Source organism: Synechococcus sp. PCC 7335 (genome assembly GCF_000155595.1).
Lineage (GTDB): Bacteria > Cyanobacteriota > Cyanobacteriia > Phormidesmidales > Phormidesmidaceae > Phormidesmis.
The window spans coordinates 1,906,016-1,925,804 of the sequence record NZ_DS989904.1 but is presented as its reverse complement, the minus strand read 5'-3'; the positions used below and the strand labels follow the sequence as shown (position 1 = coordinate 1,925,804).

Here is a 19,789-nt window from a genome sequence, read left to right as displayed (position 1 = left end):
GTCTACTCTATCGCTACCTACAGCACATCTGCAAACGCAGGACGCAGCTTTTTGTAGCAGCTAAAGCCAGTGACAGATATGATCACAGAGATAGCGGTGGCTACGCCCCATTCAGCCCAGTGGGTGACGCTACCTACTAAAATCGTATCCCGATACATTTGGCTAATAGCCGTAAGCGGGTTAAGCCAAAATACCCACGGGCGCAAGGCGGCTGGCACCATATCCACTGGATAGATCAATGGGGTGGCATAAAACCATAGATTAAGCAGTACGCCCAGCGTTTGCGGAATATCGCGAATAAACACAGTCAGCCCAGCTGCGAAATAGCTCAATCCGGCGGTGATCAAGAGTTGAGGAATCCACGCCAAAGGCAGTAGCAAAACCGTTGGGTGTAGCGTATGACTGACGAAAAAACCCGAGAAGGTAATTAACGCCACCAAGCCAAAGGTACTTTCCAAAAAACTAGACAGCACAGGGACTAGTGGAAGTAAGCTCAAGGGAAATACGACTTTCTTGATCAGGTTAGGCTGCCGCACCAACGAGGTAGAAGCCTGAATCAACCCTCCACTAAAGGCCAACCAAGGGAGGAGTCCTGCAAAGAGCCATAGGCCAAAGACAAAAGAATTATCTGAGGAAATACCTTTCATACTTAGCTTTACTTGAAGCACGATGGCGAAGACATAGGTGTAAATGAGCAGTTGAGCTATCTGCTTGGTCAGCGGCCACAAGTTACCGAGAATAGAACCTTTGTAGCGGGCATTCATATCTCGCTGAACCAGCGTTTTAAGCAAATCTAAGTGAGCCCACTGCTTGCTGGTTAAAGGCAATAAGAATTTCAACTTAGCCAACGGTTGCCAAAACTGACGAGTCGTTTTCATTAGCAGTGTCCTAACGAACCACAGGGCTAAAGCCATAGAAAGCTGAGGCCACAGAAGACAATTATGTTATCGCGCTAGGACCAAAGTCACGAAGTATTTAGGCCAATAAAAATTAAGCCTATGAATCTTGGGCACAGCAAAATTAGATACTATCCTCAAATTCATCTAACCTACTACATTCAGCTGATAAGGCAAAAGAAAACTGGTGTCTGCACTATTAGTCAATCTATCAGTCTTGCTAGCTCGGCCCACCGGGATAAGCGTCTATGCTCGAAATCTGCTGCCGGCATTAAAAGCTTTAGACCCGGTGCTCTTAGCCAGCCGTGCTATCTCAGAGTTTGAGTGCCAAACTATTCCCTATGGAATATCGCCTGGGTTTGGCAACTGGGGACATCTCAAACGCTTGTTTTGGCTACAAAAAGACATTCCTCCCTATGCGCGAGAGTTGGGCGCTCAGCAGGGTGGCAGCTTATTATGGTCACCTTCACCAGAGGCACCGTTGTACACGGACTGTCGCTTCGTGGTTACGGCCCACGACACCATTCCACTCAGATTTTCAAAGGACTTTTCGGCCCCGTTGGTAGGCTATTTTCGACATTACGTTCGCCGTGTGCTAGCCCAGGCAGAGCACGTCTTTTGCAATTCTGTATCAACCGCTCGTGACGTTGCAGAGTTCTATGGCGTGCCTGAGCGTAAGCTCACCTCCATTCCGCTGGCTTATGACAAGAAAAGGTTTCGACCCTATCAAGCGGCCGCTAGGATGCCAGCCAGCCACTATTTTATATATGTAGGTCGGCAGAACACCTACAAAAACCTAGCTAGATTGATATCGGCATTTCACCGGGTGCATCAGGTTCATCCTGACCTCGAGCTATGGCTGGTAGGGCCTAAAGACCGGCGCTATACTCCTGCCCTAGTCGCGCAGACCCAGTTCCTAGCAATAGCCCATCAGGTCCATTTCTTAGACTACGTTGCCGACGATCAGTTGCCAAAGCTTTTGAGCGAGGCGATCGCACTTACCTTTCCCAGCCTGTGGGAAGGCTTTGGACTTCCAGTCTTAGAAGCTATGGCCTGCGGTACCCCGGTCATCACCTCCAACCTGTCCTCCTTGCCTGAAGTTGTTGGCGACGCCGCTCTGTTGATCGATCCGTATAATGTCGATGAGCTGGCCGATGCGATGAAGATCGTGGCCACCGATACTCAGCTCAGACAAAAGCTCAGCCAAGCTGGCTTAGATAGGGCTAAGCACTTTAGCTGGGAAGCCACTGGCCAACAAACTGTCGAAGTGCTGCAACAATTCCTGTAGCTGGTATGGTGGGTTATGCAGTTTTCACGACCTCGTAGGGCCTATGGTAAAAAGAGCGCTGATTACAGGACTTACCGGACAAGATGGTTCCTATCTCGCAGAGCTTCTGTTGGACAAAGGCTATGAGGTTTACGGAATGGTTCGCCGTTCTAGCTCCAGTAGCTTAGAACGCATTAGCCATTTTGCCGATAACGTTCGGATTATTTCCGGCGATCTGCTCGATCAGTTTTCGCTAATGGATGCCATCGATCAAGCTCAGCCCGACGAAGTTTACAATCTGGCCTCTCAGAGCTACGTACCGCTCTCTTGGAGTCAACCCGCTCTCACTGCGGAGTACACCGCTATCGGAGTCTCGAGACTCTTAGAGGCTATCCGTCGAGAGAAGCCTGATACCCGACTCTATCAGGCCTCTAGTAGTGAAGTGTTTGGCCAACCTGACGAATCTCCCCAAACTGAACGTACCGCCTTTCGGCCGCGCAACCCCTATGGTGTGGCTAAAGGCTACGCCCATTGGATGACAATCAACTACCGGCAAAAGTATGACCTGTATGCTTGCTGCGGTATCACCTACACCCACGAATCGCCCAGACGCGGCACAGAATTTGTGTTTCGCAAAATTACACACGGAGCAGCCATGATCAAACTAGGCCTATCCAAAGAACTTAAGCTCGGCAACTTAGATGCTCGTCGGGACTGGTGCCATGCTAAAGATGCTGTTGCGGCTATGTGGCTTATGCTTCAGCAAGAAACCCCGGATGACTACATCATTGCCAGCGGACAGACTCATTCTGTCAAGGATTTAGTCGATTGCGCTTTCTCCTATGTTGGACTCAACTGGAAAGACTATGTCTCTGTCGATCCCACCTTCTATCGGCCCGATGAGCCTGTGCAACTGGTAGGCTCTATCGACGCCATCAGACAAGCGCTTAGATGGCAGCCTCAATACTCTTTTGCTCAACTAGTCGAGTCGATGGTAGAGCACGATCTACAAGAGCTTACCCAGCAACAATCTTAGCTGATAACAAACCGAGACAGAGGAATAGACTACTCTGTAGCCTAGCACCTAGGATGTGTCCCGATTTAGGCAGAGCTACAAACTGTCCCGTAACGTTTTGACGATAAACCGGCTAGTCTCCGGAGAAAGCTCTGGCCACATCGGCAGGCTTAGAACTTGCCTACCTAGCTCATCACTCACTGGGTTTGCTGGATATTGCTTGGCATAGATTGGTAAGCGGTCTTGGGGGAAAGGATAGTAAATCATGCTACCTACGCCTGCATCTGCCAAGGACCGCTGTACGTGATCGCGTTTATCCTCCAGGACTCGAATGGTGTATTGATGGAACACATGACCATCGGTCAACTCTGGAGTGATCACGTTAGCTACGTCCTCTAACAACTGGCTGTACGTTTTGGCAACCTGCCTACGCTGCTGATTCCAGAGGTCAATATAGTTGAGCTTGACTTGTAAGATAGCGGCTTGAATAGCGTCGAGACGCGAGTTGTAGCCCAGCATTTCGTTGCAGTACTTTTGCTTAGATCCATGCATTCTAAGCATCACGGCGAGTTCTGCAAGCCGATCATCATCAGTTGTAATTAGCCCCCCATCACCATAGGCTCCTAAATTCTTAGTTGGAAAGAACGAAAAGGCACCGATGTTGCCAAGACTACCCGTGTGTTTTCCCATCAGTGGCTGACGGATCGTATTATTACAAGTCCCCTCACAGCCGCTGCAATTACCTTTATAAACCGCGCCAAACGACTGAGCACAATCCTCGATGATTTTGAGATTGTGCTTGGCTGCGATCGCCTTGATTTGCGCCATTGCCGCAGGATTGCCATACAAATGCACCGGCATAATTGCCTTGGTCTTTGGCGTGATTGCCGCTTCAATCAGAACAGGATCGATATTGAAGCTACTGGCTTGGATATCAACGAACACTGGTTTGGCCCCAACGTTACTAATCGATTCTGCGGTAGCAAAAAAGCTAAAGCACGTTGTGATCACCTCATCACCGGGCCCAATACCTAAGGCTCTTAGACCAATGATCAAAGCATCCGTACCTGAGTTCACGCCAATGGCATGCTTAACCCCTAGGTATTGGGCAATCTTAGATTCAAAGTTTGCAACTGTCGGTCCGAGGACAAACTGACCCGATTCAAGCACCGCATCGATAGCGGATTGGATTTCTGATTTGATCGCTTGATACTGAGGCTTAAGATCTAAGATTGGAATCTTAATTGAGCTCACGTTGGCTTTTTCTCTCTCGTAGGCAGTCAGATTAGATAGGCGTCAGGGTAATCGCACTACACAAACGACCCGACACAATCGTCAATCATTCGTCTCAAACTCTATCACGCCCACTTGCACTCATCTAAATCGACAACACCCAAATGCATCGCTTACTTCTGAGGCTCGTAAACTTCTGGCAAGACGACTTCTTTCGGTCTAAATCTAACTTGTGAATGCAGCCAGTCTGCAATCATACGAGGACAGTTCTTACGACTCCAGCGCAGCATAAATGGGCGAAATACTGGCTTAGAGTGGCGAGCAATCAGCTTCATGATTCGGTTTAGTGGGCGCGACCGCACCCGTCGATTCACTAGATTCATCGAACCGACATCATACAGACAGTCCACAATCAGCCGCAGCGTCACTTCCTCTCTTAAAAAAAGACTTTCTAACAAGAGCTCTACATCTCGCATGCGATCATCTTCTATCTGCTGTTCACGAACCACAGCAGAAGTTTTTTGCGATTTGAAGAGACTTAGCATAGTCAATTTGCTAAAAGTAATGAAAACCTTATTGCTACCAACTTACCGCCTGAACTCTTAGTCTGGGTCTATCTAAAGAAAAATTCTTGGTGCTTAGGATGCGGTGACCTTGCTAGCGCCACGAAAACAGCTTGAGTAGAATGGAGCGGTGAAGGCCATCTGGCTAAGGGTTGAACACCGGCAACATAAGATAACGCACATTTTCAACGGAACCGTTTTAGGGACGCTGAATAGTTTGCTCCATTTACTTATCTCGCTAAACGCTTTAAAAAATAGATAAAAATTGACTTACCATGTACAATTCTGCTGGAGCATCAGTTTCTTGCACCAATAACAACTTCTCAAAAACATCACAAATGCACAACCCAGCTATTGAGTGAGTTTGAGATAGGCTCTTTTCCACCTCAAACTGATGAATTTTTGTCAGCCACCCAGTTAGCGATGGTTAGGTCTTTATAAGAAATGTCAATGTCAAATCCATCCTTGGAAATTTCCCAGCTTTTCTCTACGCTGCCGGCTCCACATCCAAATTTTTCAAAGGCCTTTGCATTCTCGATACACAAAGCGGGCAGCAGCCTGATGATGAGCTTGCTGACTCAATATTGCAAAGCAATCAACTTTCCGAGTATCAATATCTCCGAAGTGATGTTTAATGAAGGAATTTTTGATCGAGACTGGTTCCAACTGACTGAGTTGAGAGAAGTTATCAATGAAGGCTATTTACATCTAGGATTTCGGGCCCTGCCGGAGATCCTCAATCCCAACTCTGAGCACATGGTAGTGAATCCTCGTGATTACCGTGCTTGTTTGCTGGTAAGAGATCCTCGCGACTGTCTTGTCTCCCAGTATTACTCCATGGGTAGGTCTGAGGATTCAAGTCATGTATCACCTAAGAAAAATACTGAAGCATGGCTTGAATTCTGTCGCAAGCAAGCAACGAATACTATAGATGACTATGCATTAGTCAATTGTGAGTGGCTTTTTACTAAATTCGAAAACTATCTTGCTGTAGTTATTAATAATCCGAATATCCGAGTTTTTAGGTACGAGGATATCTACTTTGACAAGCTAAGCTTTCTAATCGATATGCTGGAATGGTTCTCAATTCCTATTGATCAAACAGTAGTAGAAGCTGTTGCTAAGCAAAATGATATTCGACCTGATGAAGAAGATTGGAGTAAGCATATCCGTAAAGGAACGCCTGGAGATTATAGAGAAAAGCTATCTGCTGAGACGACTTCAAAACTCACAACATATTTTGCAGAGCTGATGGCAAACTATGGCTACTCTTTGGTCAGCTAGCAGAAGAAGCTAGTAGTTCTTCTGCTACGGTTAAGCTAGAAAATGTGGACGTGCTAGCGGAAAAGACTACTAACGCAGTAGCTGTTGGGACAAGATATACACAGGTAAGTCATTCAGCTAAACGGGGTGCTGCGCTTGGCTAGTTAAGTCTCCTTACAAAGACCCACCTGCTTTCGAAATTGCGCTTGAGAGAGGGTAGACGACCAGCGAGTTGCCCTGTAGGAATTTTCCAATTGCCCTTATAAACCACACATGACCACATAAACCAACACATGACCACGTAAACCACGCATGACCGCTTTCCGTATCATGCAATGGTGCGATTGTTGTGATAACTGACTTGTTCTAAATCAGCTACCAACTGTAAGTGTATCGCTTAGGGAGCGCTTTAGGGCAGGAGGAAAGGGCAGGTGTTTACCTCTTCCTTTCCGACGAACTTCAATTGTGACGATCTCTTGGAATTGTAGGGCAAAATAAACCGACAGCGCTCACTGATGAGGAGTTGACACACCATGTTAGCAAGAGTTTGGAGTGCTTCACTCATTGGAATTGATGCGCTTAAAGTGGGTGTGGAAGTCGATCTCTCAGGTGGCTTGCCAGGTGTGGTAGTAGTGGGACTGCCCGATACGGCGGTGCAGGAGTCTCGAGAGCGAGTACGAGCAGCGCTCAAGAATGCTGGCTTCGCGTTTCCAATGCGGAAGGTGGTGATCAACCTAACACCAGCAGATGTCCGCAAAGAAGGCCCGATCTACGATCTACCAATCGCGATTGGAATTTTGGCAGCTTCCGAAACGCTCAAGCAGACCCGCCTAGATGACTATCTGTTTTTAGGTGAAATGTCTTTGGATGGAACCCTTAGGCCAGTAGCAGGTGTGGTAGCGATCGCTGCAGCGGCGAAAAAGGTTGGACTAAAAGGGATTGTTCTTCCTGAAGACAATGCCTATGAAGCGGCCGTTGTTCCTGACTTAGAAGTCTATGGCTTCAAGCACTTAAGTGAAGTGGTGGACTTTCTTAATGGCCCAGAAAATTATCAGCCCATGCGAGTAAGTGAACCTAAGGCGGTGCTGCAATCGCCTATCCCCGCCCTAGATCTCTGTGACATCAAAGGCCAAGCCCAGGCCCGGCGCGCCTTAGAAATCGCTGCTGCCGGAGGCCACAATATTATACTGATTGGTCCCCCTGGAAGCGGCAAGACCATGCTTGCTCAAAGGCTTCCTGGCATTTTGCCACCGCTTACTTTTCCCGAGGCACTCGAAGTCACGCAAATTCATTCTGTTGCAGGCTTACTCAAAGAAAAAGGCCATCTAGTCAACCAGCGACCTTTTCGAACCCCGCATCATTCCGCTTCTGGTCCTTCCTTAGTCGGTGGCGGCAGCTTTCCAAAACCAGGCGAAATTTCTCTAGCTCATCGCGGGGTTCTTTTTCTAGATGAACTCACGGAATTCAAGCGCAGCGTCCTCGAATTTCTACGGCAGCCACTTGAAGACGGCAAAGTCACCATTACTCGTACGCGTCAATCCGTTGAATTCCCCGCTCAGTTTACCCTCGTTTCTAGCACCAACCCTTGCCCCTGTGGCTACTTTGGCGATACAGTTCAGCCCTGCACCTGCACACCTCGCCACCGAGAACAGTATTGGGCCAAGCTGTCAGGTCCGCTGATGGATCGAATTGACTTGCAAGTCATCGTTGGACGCTTGAAGCCAAAGGAGGTCACCAGTCAACCCGAAGGTGAAGATTCGGCAGCCGTCAGAACTCGAGTTGAAGCAGCTCGCAAACAGGCACAAGCTAGGTTCAAAGACTCACCCACGCTGCAGTGTAACGCTGATATGGAAAGTCGCCATATTCGTCAATGGTGTCAGTTCGACGATGCGACTCGTCTGTTAATCGAAGGAGCCGTTCGTAAACTAGGACTTTCTGCTAGAGCGACAGATCGCATTCTCAAAGTAGCTAGAACCATAGCCGACTTGGGAAATGTACCCAAAATAGAATCGCACCACGTAGCAGAGGCCATTCAGTATAGAACTATCGATAGAATGCAGTAATATCTACAGCTTGGTTTCTAATAGCTTGGACCCTCTATATCGAAGGTGCACTTTTCACTTGCTAGAGCCTCATTCTATCAGCCAGAAGTGATGGATCTCGGAACATACTTATCCTCTATCATAGGTAGTCATAGCCTATGGCTATACACAATTTAGAGTTTCAACTTCTGAAGCTCGTAGAGGAGTTATTAACATGTTCGTTAGAAAAGGCATTTTTGGAACGCTCGGCATGCTAGCACTATTTGCGGCTGCTCAGTCACCTGCACAGGCTCAAGCTAATGTTGAAGGTCTGACCGTTGAAAATCTGGCAGTTGAAGATATAGCTGAAAACATCCTGGTCATTGAAGAAACTCAATTTACTGAAGAGACTCAGGCTACTGAAGAGACTCAAGTCACTGAAGATATCCAAGCGACTGAAGAAATTCAAATCACTGAAGAGACCCAATCTGAAGCCGTAGCTCTTCAGTCCACACTAGTAGAAACGGCTCCTGTTGAAACCCAAGCTGCTGCGTTGACCTCCTCTACAGAAGAACCTTTAGAAGCGGAGGAGCCGCTAATAGCCCAGTTTTCTCGTCGCCGTACCAGTGGCGCAGCTAACTCTAGCTTTGTTGGTATTGGTTTAGATATTGGCTATGTGGACGATATCTCTTTTGCAGTTATTAGCAAAATCGCTTTCGCTGACAGGATAGCTGTTCGTCCGTCCGTCTTGATTGGCGATGATGTAGCTTTGCTTGTTCCAGTAACTTACGACTTTAGGCAATACGCACCTGAGGCTGGTGGGTTCCAGTTCATTCCATACGGCGGACTAGGCGCAGCTTATAGCTTTGATGACGACTCTGAGTTAAATCTGCTGCTCTCGGCAGGTGTAGACGTCCCTGTTGCTCGTCAGATCACAGTCAACGCTCAAGCCAACTTGGGGGTCTTTAATGATACTGATTTTGGTGTAACTATTGGTGCTGCCTACAACATCGGTAATCTCTTCTAATACACGAACAGAAATACACACAAGCAGAAATACACACAAGCAGAAACTATCAGCAAGACTAAGTTCGATAGTCTGACTGTTTACCATAGTGACGGAATAGTACCGAAGGATTCTATAGTGTGGTTCCTTCGGTACTTTTGGTTGGCAAGTGATTGGCAAAAGTCCACTTCTTTAGCTATTGGGGAAATTATAAATAGAGTTTCACCTAACAATGACAGGAGCACTGCAGCTATCGAAAATAACGATACATCATCGGATGATCTAGCTAGATTACGCCAAGCCTTTCGAGATATCTGGGGCTATTCGGATTTTCGAGCCCCTCAAGGAGAGATTGCACAGGCGATTTTAGACAAGCAGGACATCATCGTCGTAATACCCACAGGTAGCGGAAAATCAGTCTGTTTCCAACTACCCGCATTAATGCAGTCTGGGGTGACTTTGGTGGTGTCTCCTTTAGTGGCACTGATGGAGAACCAAGTACAAGAGCTTAGAGAGAAGCGACTATCAGCAGCGGCATTGCACAGTGAGTTGGGTAAAAGGGAGCGATCACGCACCCTACAGCTCCTCGCCCAAAATCGACTTCGTCTTCTCTATCTATCGCCTGAAACCCTCTTAAGTAAGCCTGTCTGGGAAATCCTCGTTCAGCCTTTAGTCAAGATTAATGCTTTGGTCCTAGATGAGGCACACTGTCTGACTCAATGGGGAGATAGTTTTCGTCCTGCCTATCGACGTCTGGGTGCAGTTCGTTCAGCGCTACTAGCAGCTAAGCCTAAAGGAGATCAAATCGCGATCGCGACTTTCACTGCCACTGCTGATCCCACTACTCAACAAGCACTACACACCGTTCTTGAGCTACGAAAGCCAAGACTGGTTTGCCTTAATCCCTACCGCAGCAATCTTCAGCTTGGGGTCCAGATAGTTTGGACCCCAAAAGGTCGCAGGCAAGCCTTGCTCAAGTTCGTTCAGCAGCAAAAAAGACAATCAGGATTAATCTATGCGCGCACCAGACGAGGCACTGAGGCGTTAGCTAAGTGGCTGGCGTCAAAAAGATACTCAGTCAAGGCCTATCACGGCGGACTTTCTGCTACGCGGCGCCGGCAAATAGAATCGGAGTGGATTAAAGGGAGTTGTGAGCTCGTAGTCTGTACGTCGGCATTTGGCATGGGTATCAATAAGCCAGACTGTCGGTTTGTTGTTCACTACGAAGTCCCTAGCCTCATCTCTGAATATGTACAGGAAATCGGACGCGGCGGTCGTGATGGTCAGCCAGCTGTCGCCCTTTCACTAGTCAGCGAGCCTTCTGGCTTGTTTGCACCAGAAGATCAGCGGCGGTGGAAATTCTTTGAGCAGAAGGCTCAGCAGATGCGGCAATCCGCACGGCAGATAGTCAAGCAGATACCTAGCTCAGGGAATATTGATAGTGTCCGCAGCCAGTTCAAAGACTGCGATCAAGCACTTGCGCTTCTACATCGGGCGGGGCAGCTACAGTGGAAAGATCCGTTTAACTATCAGATCCTAACGAGTCCCCGAAGACAGATAGAACAAGCTCCCTCACCAACGGCAATCATGCGGCGCTATCTGTTTACGAAACGCTGCCGCTGGCAGATCTTATTAGAAGCATTTGGATTCGCAGACGAGGCCAAGTCTATGCAGTGTGGAAAATGCGATCGCTGTCTAACTAAGAAGTAGCATTAGATAGGTCTCAAAAGAGAAATGCTCACGACATCGCTGGAAGCTGACAAATCTCTTGTTAACCGCGCTTATCAACCACCTTATTAACCCCACTAGGGAGCGACTAGACTGCTTCCGACTACTGGTCTTTATTAGTAAGCAGTAGCGTATCTACATCATTGGTAAGCAGTAACGTATCTGCTACTTCTTCTTCATCAGCAACTGCGCTAGAAAGATCAGGAATGGCGACTGAGATTTCTGATTTAGCAATAGTGGGCATAGAGACTCTTTCGGAAAATCCCCAGGCAAAGAGGCCAAAGATAAGGCTAACCATTACCCATTCTGGAGGAACCCACTCAGGGTTGATAACGCGGACGATTAGACGCAAACCGACAATGGCAACCGTAACAAATCCAGCGTCTTCTAGGTGGACATAAATAGATAGCCAGCGAATGAAAAGCCCAGCCATGAAGCGAAGAGCAATAATACCAATCGTGCCGCCTAGTAGAACAATAAGAACATCTTTAGAGAGGGCGATCGCAGTCGTCACACTATCTAGAGAAAAAGCCAGGTCAGTAAGCGCAATCGTAGGAATCGCTTTCCACAGCGAACTGAATCTTGGCCCAGTATGTTCATCAGCATCATCATCGTCTGCAAGAAAGTGCTGATAGACCAGCCAAAGTAAGTAAACCGCCCCCGCAATCTCAAACTGCCAATATTTAAGTACCCAGCTAGCCGCTAAAATCAGGGATATTCTCAGGATAAAAGCAACGATAAGACCGATGTTGAGTGCTTTTTTTTGAAGGGCAGGCGTCTCAAGCCCTTTGGCGATCGCAGCAAGAGCAATCGCATTATCAGCAGAGAGCACCAGTTCTAAAAGAATTAGGACAGGCAGCAGCAGCAGCGTATCTCCTCCTAAAGTGGGAGACATTTCAAGTAGGCGATCTAACATGTATTTGCTGAAGGAGTCAGTCCTTCAAAAGGCTAAGGACATAAGATTAAGGGCTTATGTCCTTTTTATCAGAGTAAGCGCGATCACTCACCCCTCTTTAGAATAGATCGAAAGCCAAAGTCATGCTGCTTCGGATTGCCGTCTATCATTTAGTTAGAAATAGTTAGAAAGCTTTAGTTAAAAGCGTAGAAGAATTCGTGACTACACTCTTCCAAGCGTTTAGAACTCAATATCCCCAAGGCTCACTGATTGCAGATCTTATCTCTATCTATGACAATCAGTTTGTGGTTCGTGCGAGCGTTTTAATCGAAGGCAAACCCATTGCAACCGGGCTAGCGATGGGACAGTCAGTAGAGGCGGCTGAGGATGGCGCCCGTCAGCGCGCGCTAGCCGTTCTGGGTCTATCAGCAAATGGCCAACGCTCTAACCAATTGAAACCTAATCCTTTTGAGACGACTCAAGAGAAGACGCATAAAAGAGAAACTGCAAAGAACGGCGTGATTGAGTCGTCAGCACCTACGCCGATACCTACGCCAACAAGTCACGAGCAAGAAGGCTTAGCTCTAGAGGTAGAGCCAGAGGCAGCATCGCCTCTAGCAGAGCTAGAAGAAGACCTTGGACCGCCCATCCTGGAGGTTGCAGAAGAACCACTTGCCTCTAGTCAAGAGACGTCTACGCAGACGGTGTCTGCCGCCGCAGTTGCCTTAGAAAACTTTAATACCAGTTCGCTACCAGTCGATCTTTCTGACGTGATTGCTCAGACTGATGTAGAGCTAAGACGATTAGGTTGGACAAGTGCTCAAGGCCGCGATTATCTAGAGAAAACCTATGGTAAGCGATCGCGCCAGCAGCTCACAGACGATGAACTTATGAGCTTTCTGCTATATCTAGAGGAGCAATAAACGCCCCTTAGCCCCGGCAGTTAATCTTGCACAAAACCTAGAAAACTAGCCAATCGCCCGCTTCCCTGAGAAGATATAGCGTTACCAGAACTACGTTTTAGCAACGCTAGTTACTTTATCTAGCTTGTAAGCATTCCCTAGCGCCGATCAGGAAACGCAGTTTTTCGCTGCTATATAAAGCGTTGAGTGAATGCGCTGCATATAGCAAAGTAAGGATAGGATGCATTCTTACTTTATGAGTAGAGTTGCCCGTTGCCCAGTAACGGTATTTAGCCGATGAGCATGACCCAAGCAACGCTACGAAAGCTATAGCAAAGTAACCGACGCTGTTACCGATAGAGTAATCGACGCCACTGCTCATAGACCACAGACTAGACAACAAACTATGAAGATTCCTCCTTCTACTGATTCCACTCCTCGTATAAGACTAAACGCATTGCTTTCCGCTGCAGAAGCTGATGCCTTGCAGAATCTACTAGACAAGCTCACAACAGATGACTTTCATCGATTAGCCGAAGGCGACGAAGAAATTACCATCTACGTAGAAGCAACCAATAAAATTCGTCGCCAGCTCAATGCAGCCGAAGAAATTCCGGTGCTACCGGCCTACGATGATTGAAAGCCCACTAGGCGTTCTTCTCGATCTATCCAACTTCGATCTATCTGACGGCAGACACGCCATTCGGCAGCAGAGAATAGACAGTAAACGCTAGAGAGTAGATTGGGCACGAACTGCAGCTATCTTAGATTTAATCTCGTCCATCTTTTTAACTAGTTCTGCTTGGGTGAGCTCTGACTGCTCGTTAGAGCCTAACCATTTAAGCTGCACTTTTTGAGCGTCGACCTCGGCATCGCCCAGGATTAGACCTAGCACCGCACCGCTACGATCGGCTCGTTTGAACTGCTTACCAAAGGCACTACCACTTAGGTCAACTTCGACCGAATAACCGTTCTGCCGAAGTTGATGAGCAAGTTTTACCGATTGCAGCTCTGCTTTCTTACCCCGTGAGATCAGATAAATATCTAGCAGAGGCTCGGTGGTGTACTGCCCCATCTGCTCTAGTAAGATAACGAGCCGCTCCATACCCATGCCAAAGCCAATAGCCGGAGTGTCTGGGCCACCTAGCTGAGCGACCAATCCGTCGTAGCGGCCGCCTCCACAGACAGTCGCTTGTGCGCCTAGATCAGAAGATTGAATCTCAAAGGCCGTATGGGTGTAGTAGTCTAGGCCGCGGACAAGCCGGGGATTGATTGTAAAGTCAATGCCGATGTTAGTCAGGTGCTGTTGAACGGCATCGAAGTGGCGCCGGGAATCATCAGAGAGAAAGTCGAGCAGACTAGGCGCATCGGTAACGATCTCCTGGGTGCGCTTGTCTTTGCTATCTAGAATGCGAAGGGGATTACGATCCAGGCGATCGCGCGAGTCGGTATCAAGCTCTAGCTTGTAAGGTGTGAAATAGGCGACTAAGGCATCTCTATAGTTGCGGCGATCTTCCCCACTGCCGACAGAGTTTAGATCCAGACTGAGCGCCTTCAAACCAAGGGTGTTGAGAATTTGGGTAGCGATCGCGATAATCTCTACATCCGCCCGCGCATCTCTGCTGCCTAGAATCTCTACATCAAGCTGGTGAAACTGCCGCTGCCGTCCTGCTTGAGGCCGCTCATATCGAAACGCTGGCCCAAGGTGCCACAACCGCTGCACACCACCTTGAGCAAACAGCTTATTTTGAATGAAGGCTCGCACCAATCCAGCAGTGATTTCAGGCCGCAGAGCAATCGAACGGCCACCGCGATCTTCAAAGCTGTACATCTCCTTACCAACCGCATCTGTCGCCTCTCCAATCCCACGAGCAAACAGCTCACTCATCTCAAAGATAGGCGTCCGAATCTCTCTATAGGCCGACTGAGAGAGTACCTGGCGAGCAATACCTTCTATCACCACCCACAAAGGAGATTCTGACGGCAGAATATCACGGGTTCCACGGATGGCCTGAATGCTGCTCATAGTCCTTTAATTCTTCACTTTCGAGTTCTCTACGCTCAGAAAGTTTAACCTCCCAAGGAGTCAGCGCGTCAAATATGTTTGACCGCAAAGCAGCTATCTAGATCACAGAAGTATTTGATACCCGCCTTATAGGACAAAGCTAGGACAAAGCGATTTATGAGACAAAGAGTGAAACCAAGGGAAGGGAAATAGTGATATCTCCCTAGACAGGAGCATCTGGTAGACGGCAGCAGTTCAGCTCGTCGATGCATACTTTGCCAGACTGTAAGGCCCAGCGCACTAAGGCAACTCGATTGCCAGCTGCTGTCTTACTCAGAATGTTGCTCACATGATTGTCGACGGTGCGCTTGCTAATTTCTAGCCGCTGAGAAATTTCTTGGTTGGTTAGTCCTGCTGCTACTAGCTCCACAATCTCTAGCTCCCGCTTAGACAAGTCATGCTGAGCACTTTCTATGACCTCGTCGGTTAAATTTTGACTGTCGATTTCGGGGGCTGGGCTGCCTGTCATAGGGTCCTTGATCTGTAATTATGCTTAGTAACAATTGTAATGAATGAAGTTTGTCACATGTCCGTTTTTTTCAGTCTTAATAGAATATTCTTTTATCCATCGGATATTCGAGGGAAAGACTCATATCGCTTTACCCAAGCCATCAGTACAAGCCTCAAAGCTCCACTACTATCGCTACTCAATCTCTTTGTCGTTCTACTACTAGTAGGCTCAGTAGTGCTTACTTTCCCAAGCAGCAGCCTGTCGGCGCCACTAGTCACTATAGGCGCGGCGGCACAGCCATCCGCAGACAAACTCGATCAGTTTGCTAGAGCCTACGTTCAAATTTTGCAGCTCCTAAGCGATCGCCAATCCGAACTACCCGAAGATGAGACTAGCCCTACCGCTCTAGCAGTCCAGCAGTCTATCGAGACCGATACGATTGAGATCATCCAGGCTAGCGGACTCAAGCTGTCTGAATACATGGAGATTCTAAACGCTGCGAGTCAAGATGAAACCTTACAGCACGAAATCTTTGGTATATCCGCTGAATGATGATCAGTATTCGATTTAGAAAACCTGTGCAAAATATGCACATAGTCTCGCCAACCTAGTACCGTCAACAGAAATACGAGATGGACTCCCGCGCCTATCACTGAGTAACTGACTCTCTATCGGCTTGGCGTTTTCTCTGTTCATTGAGCAAGTTAGAGATCACAGAAGCTGGCTGATGAGGATGGCTCCAAGCAAACGCATGGCGAAAGGCCGCTGCCTGACAGGCCCTTAGTCCATCGAAGCCAATCACATCGTGAGTGAGCAAGTTTTCATATTCAAACGGTAACCGGACATTGTGTAAGCCAGCGTTGTCTGTACAAATGGCAATATCTACACCCGCATCAAAGCAGCGATCGAACACCGTTTTGAGCTGAGCGATTTCTTCTAGAGTGCCGGTTTGCAAGTAGGTCGTTGGACACACTTCTAGACACTGGCCTCTAGCTGCAACATCCTTGAGCAGTTCAGGGTAGTGCAATGGGATTTGAATACCGTGACCGATGCGCTTGAGGTAGGGCAATAGCTCTGGGTAGCAGCCATCTTTGGTTTCATAGAGATGGCCAGTCGTGTTTAGCCCTAGATTTTGAGCATGCGTATACAGGCGTTTGATCTCCTCTAGGTTGTAGGCAGCGTCCCCACCAGCAATGTCTACCCCACAGACATACTCAGGGTATTGAGCAGCTAGCTCTAGCGTGGCGCGGTTGATTTCATAGGGCAGCCTAGAATGCATACAAAGGATTTGCTTAGTCACCACCGGATATTCACTTTGCTGGCTGGCACGGCCGACGACCTCAATAATCTCAGCCATCGCATCGATCCTTTCCACATGGCCTAATCGCTCAGGCGTGCGATAGAACGGTGTGTAGCGCAGCTCTAGATAGGCCAAGTTCTCAAAGATATAGGCACCGCGAATTAACCGATAGATGAAGTAAGGCAGCGCTTCTCTAGTCTGTACGCTTTCAACTAGCGTATGGAGCTTCAGATATTCTTCTAGCGTGTCTTTCGGCTGAGTATAAAACCGTTCGAAGTCGCCGTAGCTATCAAATTGGTCTGAGATGTCTGGTCGGTTACGTTCGAAATAGCGCCATAGCACTCTGGGCACGACAGAGCCGCCTAAATGGCGGTGAAGTTCTGCGTATAAACTCATTGAATAGTCCTCTTAGATATATTTTTAGCTTGGCTGTAACCAGGATCTGGCAACTTGATAGGGCGACTCGTAGATAGATAAGGCGAAGGGTTCATACCAGCTGATGAGTACTGGCGAATGGTCCTAGCGAATGGACTAAGCTAGGTCGATGCTGAGCTGGATCGATACGGCGTTTCAGAGAGGCTGTATGTAAAGTATGGATCCAAGAACTCATCAAAAATTCAAAAAACTTATTTGTTTCTTGTAACGCATAATTACGCGTTTCGTGTAGGGAAACTGTGAAGATCTTCTATAGATAGGATTGATTTTATTGCGATCGCTTGCTTTCCAAATAACTTTCAGCGCTAGAAGTTTCGACACTACTAGAAGTTTCGACAAGACAGTATGTCAACGATTTTTGTTGACACTTCACTCAAAGCTTGGTGATAATTGTTGTTTGGTTGAACTTTAGCAACGTATCTCTTTTGGCTAACGTTATTGTTATTGGCGCTCAATGGGGCGATGAAGGTAAAGGCAAGATCACAGATTTGCTCAGCAAATCAGCAGATGTGGTGGTGCGCTATCAGGGCGGCGTCAACGCTGGCCATACTGTTGTCGTTGACGATCAGACCTTCAAACTGCATTTGATCCCATCGGGTATTCTCTATCCTGATACCGAATGCATCATCGGTAGCGGTACGGTCATTGACCCCAAAGAGCTGATTGCAGAATTAGACAAAGTAGAAGCGCTAAATGTTTCTTCTAAGAATCTATTTATCTCTCAAAGTGCCCATGTGACTATGCCCTACCACCGTCTGATTGATCAGGCGGCGGAAGAACAGCGCGGCAGTAAAAAAATTGGGACGACAAAGCGAGGGATTGGTCCAACCTACGCAGACAAGTCTGAACGTACGGGCATTCGAATGATCGATCTAATGGATGCCAATGGGTTTGCTGAACAGCTCAAATGGACGATTGACGCCAAAAATATCGTGCTAGAGAAGCTCTATGATCTAGAGCCCCTGAACCTAGAGTCAGTATTAGAAGAGTACTTAGGCTATGCAGATCGGTTGCGATCGCACATCACGGACAGTTCTCTAAGGATCTACAATGCCGCTCAGCAAAAGAAGAATATTCTCTTTGAAGGTGCTCAAGGCACGTTACTAGATCTAGATCATGGCACCTATCCCTATGTCACCTCATCTAATCCGGTAGCAGGTGGAGCCTGCATTGGATCAGGGGTGGGGCCGACCGCGATTGATCGCGTCATTGGCGTAGCCAAGGCCTACACGACCCGCGTTGGTGAAGGACCCTTTCCTACTGAGCTAGACGATGAAGTCGGCAGTATGATCTGCGAAGTCGGGGCCGAGTTTGGTACAACCACAGGCCGCCGCCGTCGCTGTGGCTGGTTTGATGGGGTGGTTGGTCGCTATGCCGTTCGGATCAATGGGTTAGATTGTCTGGCCGTAACCAAGCTCGATGTGCTCGATGGTCTAGAAGAAATCAAGGTTTGCGTTGCCTATGAGCTAGATGGCGATCGCTGCACCGATTTACCTAGCAACGCGCAGCAGTTTGCAAGGTGTAAGCCAATCTATGAAACCTTACCCGGCTGGAAGCAGTCCACTGAGCACTGCCGTAGCCTAGAAGATCTGCCAGAGGCTGCTTTAGACTATCTGGAATTTCTAGCCAAGCTGATCGAAGCACCCATTGCGATCGTGTCTTTGGGCGCGAGTCGCGATCAGACCATCATTGTCGAAGATCCTATCCATGGGCCAAAGCGGGCACTACTCAAAGAGCATACCAGTGCCTTTGGCAAAGTCGCCTAAAGTCGCCTAATTTATAGAGTATCTAACAGACGAAGCATGGATGGATCAACACCTGTTCTTGTATCAGCAGTTCTGCTAGAGCTGGAATGCCTGCACGAAAATGGTCTACCCAGATGGAAGTATCAGCGAGAATCAGTAGAAAACAACCTCATGAGATCGCCCACTAATCAGGTACTATAGATCCTCGGGCTTGTCTGGCCTTTGACACCTGCCTTAGCTTTAAACCCATTACAGACTGAACACACCGCCTGAACAAACAGAACTCTCATGGATCTATCAATTGAATGCGCTCAGCGCGCGCCGGAAGACAAGCCCAAAAGACTTCGTAGAGAAGGCACACTACCCGCCGTCCTATACGGACATGATGGGGCCAACTCTCTTCCGTTGAAGCTCAGCAACTACGACGCTGAAGCCCTTTTGCGCAAAGCCTCGGTAAATAAGTCAGTGATTACCGTTAACGTACCTGATGTGCCCTGGAGCGGCAAAGTGATTTTGCGCGAGGTACAAAAGCATCCTTGGAAAAATAAGCTTCACCACCTCAGCTTTTTCTCAATTGCTTCGCAGTCAGAAATTGAAGTTAGTATGCCAATCAACTTCGTTGGGGACGCGGTTGGTGTGACTGACGAAGGCGGTACGCTTGATACCGTGATGACTGAAATCCAGCTAAAGTGTCCACCTGATGCGATCCCTCAGTCGCTAGATGTAGATGTTTCTGAGCTGAAGATCGGCGATGCGCTACATGTCGGTGAAATTAAGTTGCCCAAAGGTACATCCGTGACAGTAGAACCTAGCCTGTTGGTAGTATCAGTGCTAGCACCTCGTACTGCCGCCGCGGTTGAAGCAGCCTCAGGAGAGGTGCCTGAAGCAACGCCGACAGAAACACTCAATGTTGAAGAAGACATCAACACAGCTAATTGAGACTTACGATGAAAGCCTACTCTGTAGGCCAATTCTAAACAGCTTGCTTTTGGAAATTAAGAGGG

The 19,789-nt window shown here is 48.0% G+C and carries 18 protein-coding genes; 11 read left to right on the top strand and 7 right to left on the bottom strand.

Features of this window, described 5'->3' with window-relative positions; genetic code table 11:
* Window positions 1-17 precede the first annotated feature (17 nt).
* Entirely contained in the window at window positions 18-878 is an 861-nt protein-coding gene (locus S7335_RS08420) for an ABC transporter permease (RefSeq protein ID WP_006453746.1), read from the bottom strand.
* A gap of 205 nt (window positions 879-1,083) precedes the next feature.
* Here S7335_RS08420 and S7335_RS08415 point away from each other — a divergent pair, with 205 nt between their 5' ends.
* Together S7335_RS08415 and S7335_RS08410 are read left to right on the top strand one after the other, a co-directional pair.
* Entirely contained in the window at window positions 1,084-2,184 is a 1,101-nt protein-coding gene (locus S7335_RS08415) for a glycosyltransferase family 1 protein (RefSeq protein ID WP_006454346.1), read from the top strand.
* A 43-nt stretch (window positions 2,185-2,227) separates the two neighbouring features.
* The gene (locus tag S7335_RS08410) at window positions 2,228-3,199 is read left to right on the top strand and encodes a GDP-mannose 4,6-dehydratase (RefSeq protein ID WP_006453461.1); all 972 of its coding nucleotides are present in this window, start codon (window positions 2,228-2,230) and stop codon (window positions 3,197-3,199) included.
* 75 nt (window positions 3,200-3,274) lie between these two features.
* Here the strand turns inward: S7335_RS08410 and S7335_RS08405 are convergent, their stop codons facing one another.
* Window positions 3,275-4,423, bottom strand: coding sequence for a DegT/DnrJ/EryC1/StrS aminotransferase family protein (locus S7335_RS08405; protein ID WP_038017604.1), 1,149 nt, complete (start codon window positions 4,421-4,423; stop codon window positions 3,275-3,277).
* A gap of 161 nt (window positions 4,424-4,584) precedes the next feature.
* Window positions 4,585-4,956 (bottom strand): hypothetical protein, encoded by a 372-nt coding sequence (locus S7335_RS08400; protein ID WP_006456951.1) that lies wholly within the window; start codon window positions 4,954-4,956, stop codon window positions 4,585-4,587.
* Window positions 4,957-5,424: 468 nt separating this feature from the next.
* Here S7335_RS08400 and S7335_RS08395 point away from each other — a divergent pair, with 468 nt between their 5' ends.
* The 4 genes from S7335_RS08395 to S7335_RS08380 all read left to right on the top strand — a co-directional run bounded on the left by S7335_RS08395 (window position 5,425) and on the right by S7335_RS08380 (window position 10,974).
* Window positions 5,425-6,258 carry a sulfotransferase domain-containing protein gene (locus S7335_RS08395; protein WP_006456666.1) on the top strand — a complete coding sequence of 278 codons (834 nt, stop codon included), beginning with the start codon at window positions 5,425-5,427 and terminating at the stop codon, window positions 6,256-6,258.
* Window positions 6,259-6,770: 512 nt separating this feature from the next.
* Complete coding sequence (locus S7335_RS08390; protein ID WP_006454979.1) at window positions 6,771-8,300, top strand: YifB family Mg chelatase-like AAA ATPase; 1,530 nt, start codon at window positions 6,771-6,773, stop codon at window positions 8,298-8,300.
* A gap of 193 nt (window positions 8,301-8,493) precedes the next feature.
* On the top strand, window positions 8,494-9,285 hold the full coding sequence (locus S7335_RS25840; protein ID WP_006454605.1) for a hypothetical protein: 792 nt from the start codon (window positions 8,494-8,496) through the stop codon (window positions 9,283-9,285).
* Window positions 9,286-9,516: 231 nt separating this feature from the next.
* Window positions 9,517-10,974, top strand: a complete 1,458-nt coding sequence (locus S7335_RS08380) for a RecQ family ATP-dependent DNA helicase (RefSeq protein ID WP_038017596.1) — start codon at window positions 9,517-9,519, stop codon at window positions 10,972-10,974.
* A gap of 121 nt (window positions 10,975-11,095) precedes the next feature.
* Here the strand turns inward: S7335_RS08380 and S7335_RS08375 are convergent, their stop codons facing one another.
* Entirely contained in the window at window positions 11,096-11,908 is an 813-nt protein-coding gene (locus S7335_RS08375; protein WP_006455545.1) for a TerC family protein, read from the bottom strand.
* Between the two features lie 197 nt (window positions 11,909-12,105).
* On the opposite strand from S7335_RS08375, the gene S7335_RS08370 reads away from it, so the two are divergent.
* Together S7335_RS08370 and S7335_RS08365 are read left to right on the top strand one after the other, a co-directional pair.
* Window positions 12,106-12,810, top strand: a complete 705-nt coding sequence (locus S7335_RS08370) for a hypothetical protein (protein WP_006456726.1) — start codon at window positions 12,106-12,108, stop codon at window positions 12,808-12,810.
* A 385-nt stretch (window positions 12,811-13,195) separates the two neighbouring features.
* The gene (locus S7335_RS08365; RefSeq protein ID WP_038015921.1) at window positions 13,196-13,429 is read left to right on the top strand and encodes a hypothetical protein; all 234 of its coding nucleotides are present in this window, start codon (window positions 13,196-13,198) and stop codon (window positions 13,427-13,429) included.
* A 90-nt stretch (window positions 13,430-13,519) separates the two neighbouring features.
* On the opposite strand, the gene hisS is transcribed toward S7335_RS08365, so the two are convergent.
* Both hisS and S7335_RS08355 read right to left on the bottom strand, forming a co-directional pair.
* Complete coding sequence (hisS, locus tag S7335_RS08360) at window positions 13,520-14,815, bottom strand: histidine--tRNA ligase (protein ID WP_006457675.1); 1,296 nt, start codon at window positions 14,813-14,815, stop codon at window positions 13,520-13,522.
* A 202-nt stretch (window positions 14,816-15,017) separates the two neighbouring features.
* Window positions 15,018-15,323 (bottom strand): LuxR C-terminal-related transcriptional regulator, encoded by a 306-nt coding sequence (locus S7335_RS08355; protein WP_006453704.1) that lies wholly within the window; start codon window positions 15,321-15,323, stop codon window positions 15,018-15,020.
* Between the two features lie 57 nt (window positions 15,324-15,380).
* On the opposite strand from S7335_RS08355, the gene S7335_RS08350 reads away from it, so the two are divergent.
* The gene (locus tag S7335_RS08350; RefSeq protein WP_006456103.1) at window positions 15,381-15,857 is read left to right on the top strand and encodes a DUF4168 domain-containing protein; all 477 of its coding nucleotides are present in this window, start codon (window positions 15,381-15,383) and stop codon (window positions 15,855-15,857) included.
* A gap of 97 nt (window positions 15,858-15,954) precedes the next feature.
* Here S7335_RS08350 and S7335_RS08345 read toward each other — a convergent pair whose 3' ends face one another.
* Complete coding sequence (locus S7335_RS08345) at window positions 15,955-17,001, bottom strand: hypothetical protein (protein WP_006455591.1); 1,047 nt, start codon at window positions 16,999-17,001, stop codon at window positions 15,955-15,957.
* Between the two features lie 464 nt (window positions 17,002-17,465).
* On the opposite strand from S7335_RS08345, the gene S7335_RS08340 reads away from it, so the two are divergent.
* A complete protein-coding gene (locus tag S7335_RS08340) occupies window positions 17,466-18,806 on the top strand; it encodes an adenylosuccinate synthase (protein WP_006456603.1) in 1,341 nt (446 codons plus the stop codon).
* A 267-nt stretch (window positions 18,807-19,073) separates the two neighbouring features.
* Window positions 19,074-19,724, top strand: coding sequence for a 50S ribosomal protein L25/general stress protein Ctc (locus S7335_RS08335; protein WP_006456732.1), 651 nt, complete (start codon window positions 19,074-19,076; stop codon window positions 19,722-19,724).
* The last annotated feature ends 65 nt before the right edge of the window (window positions 19,725-19,789 follow it).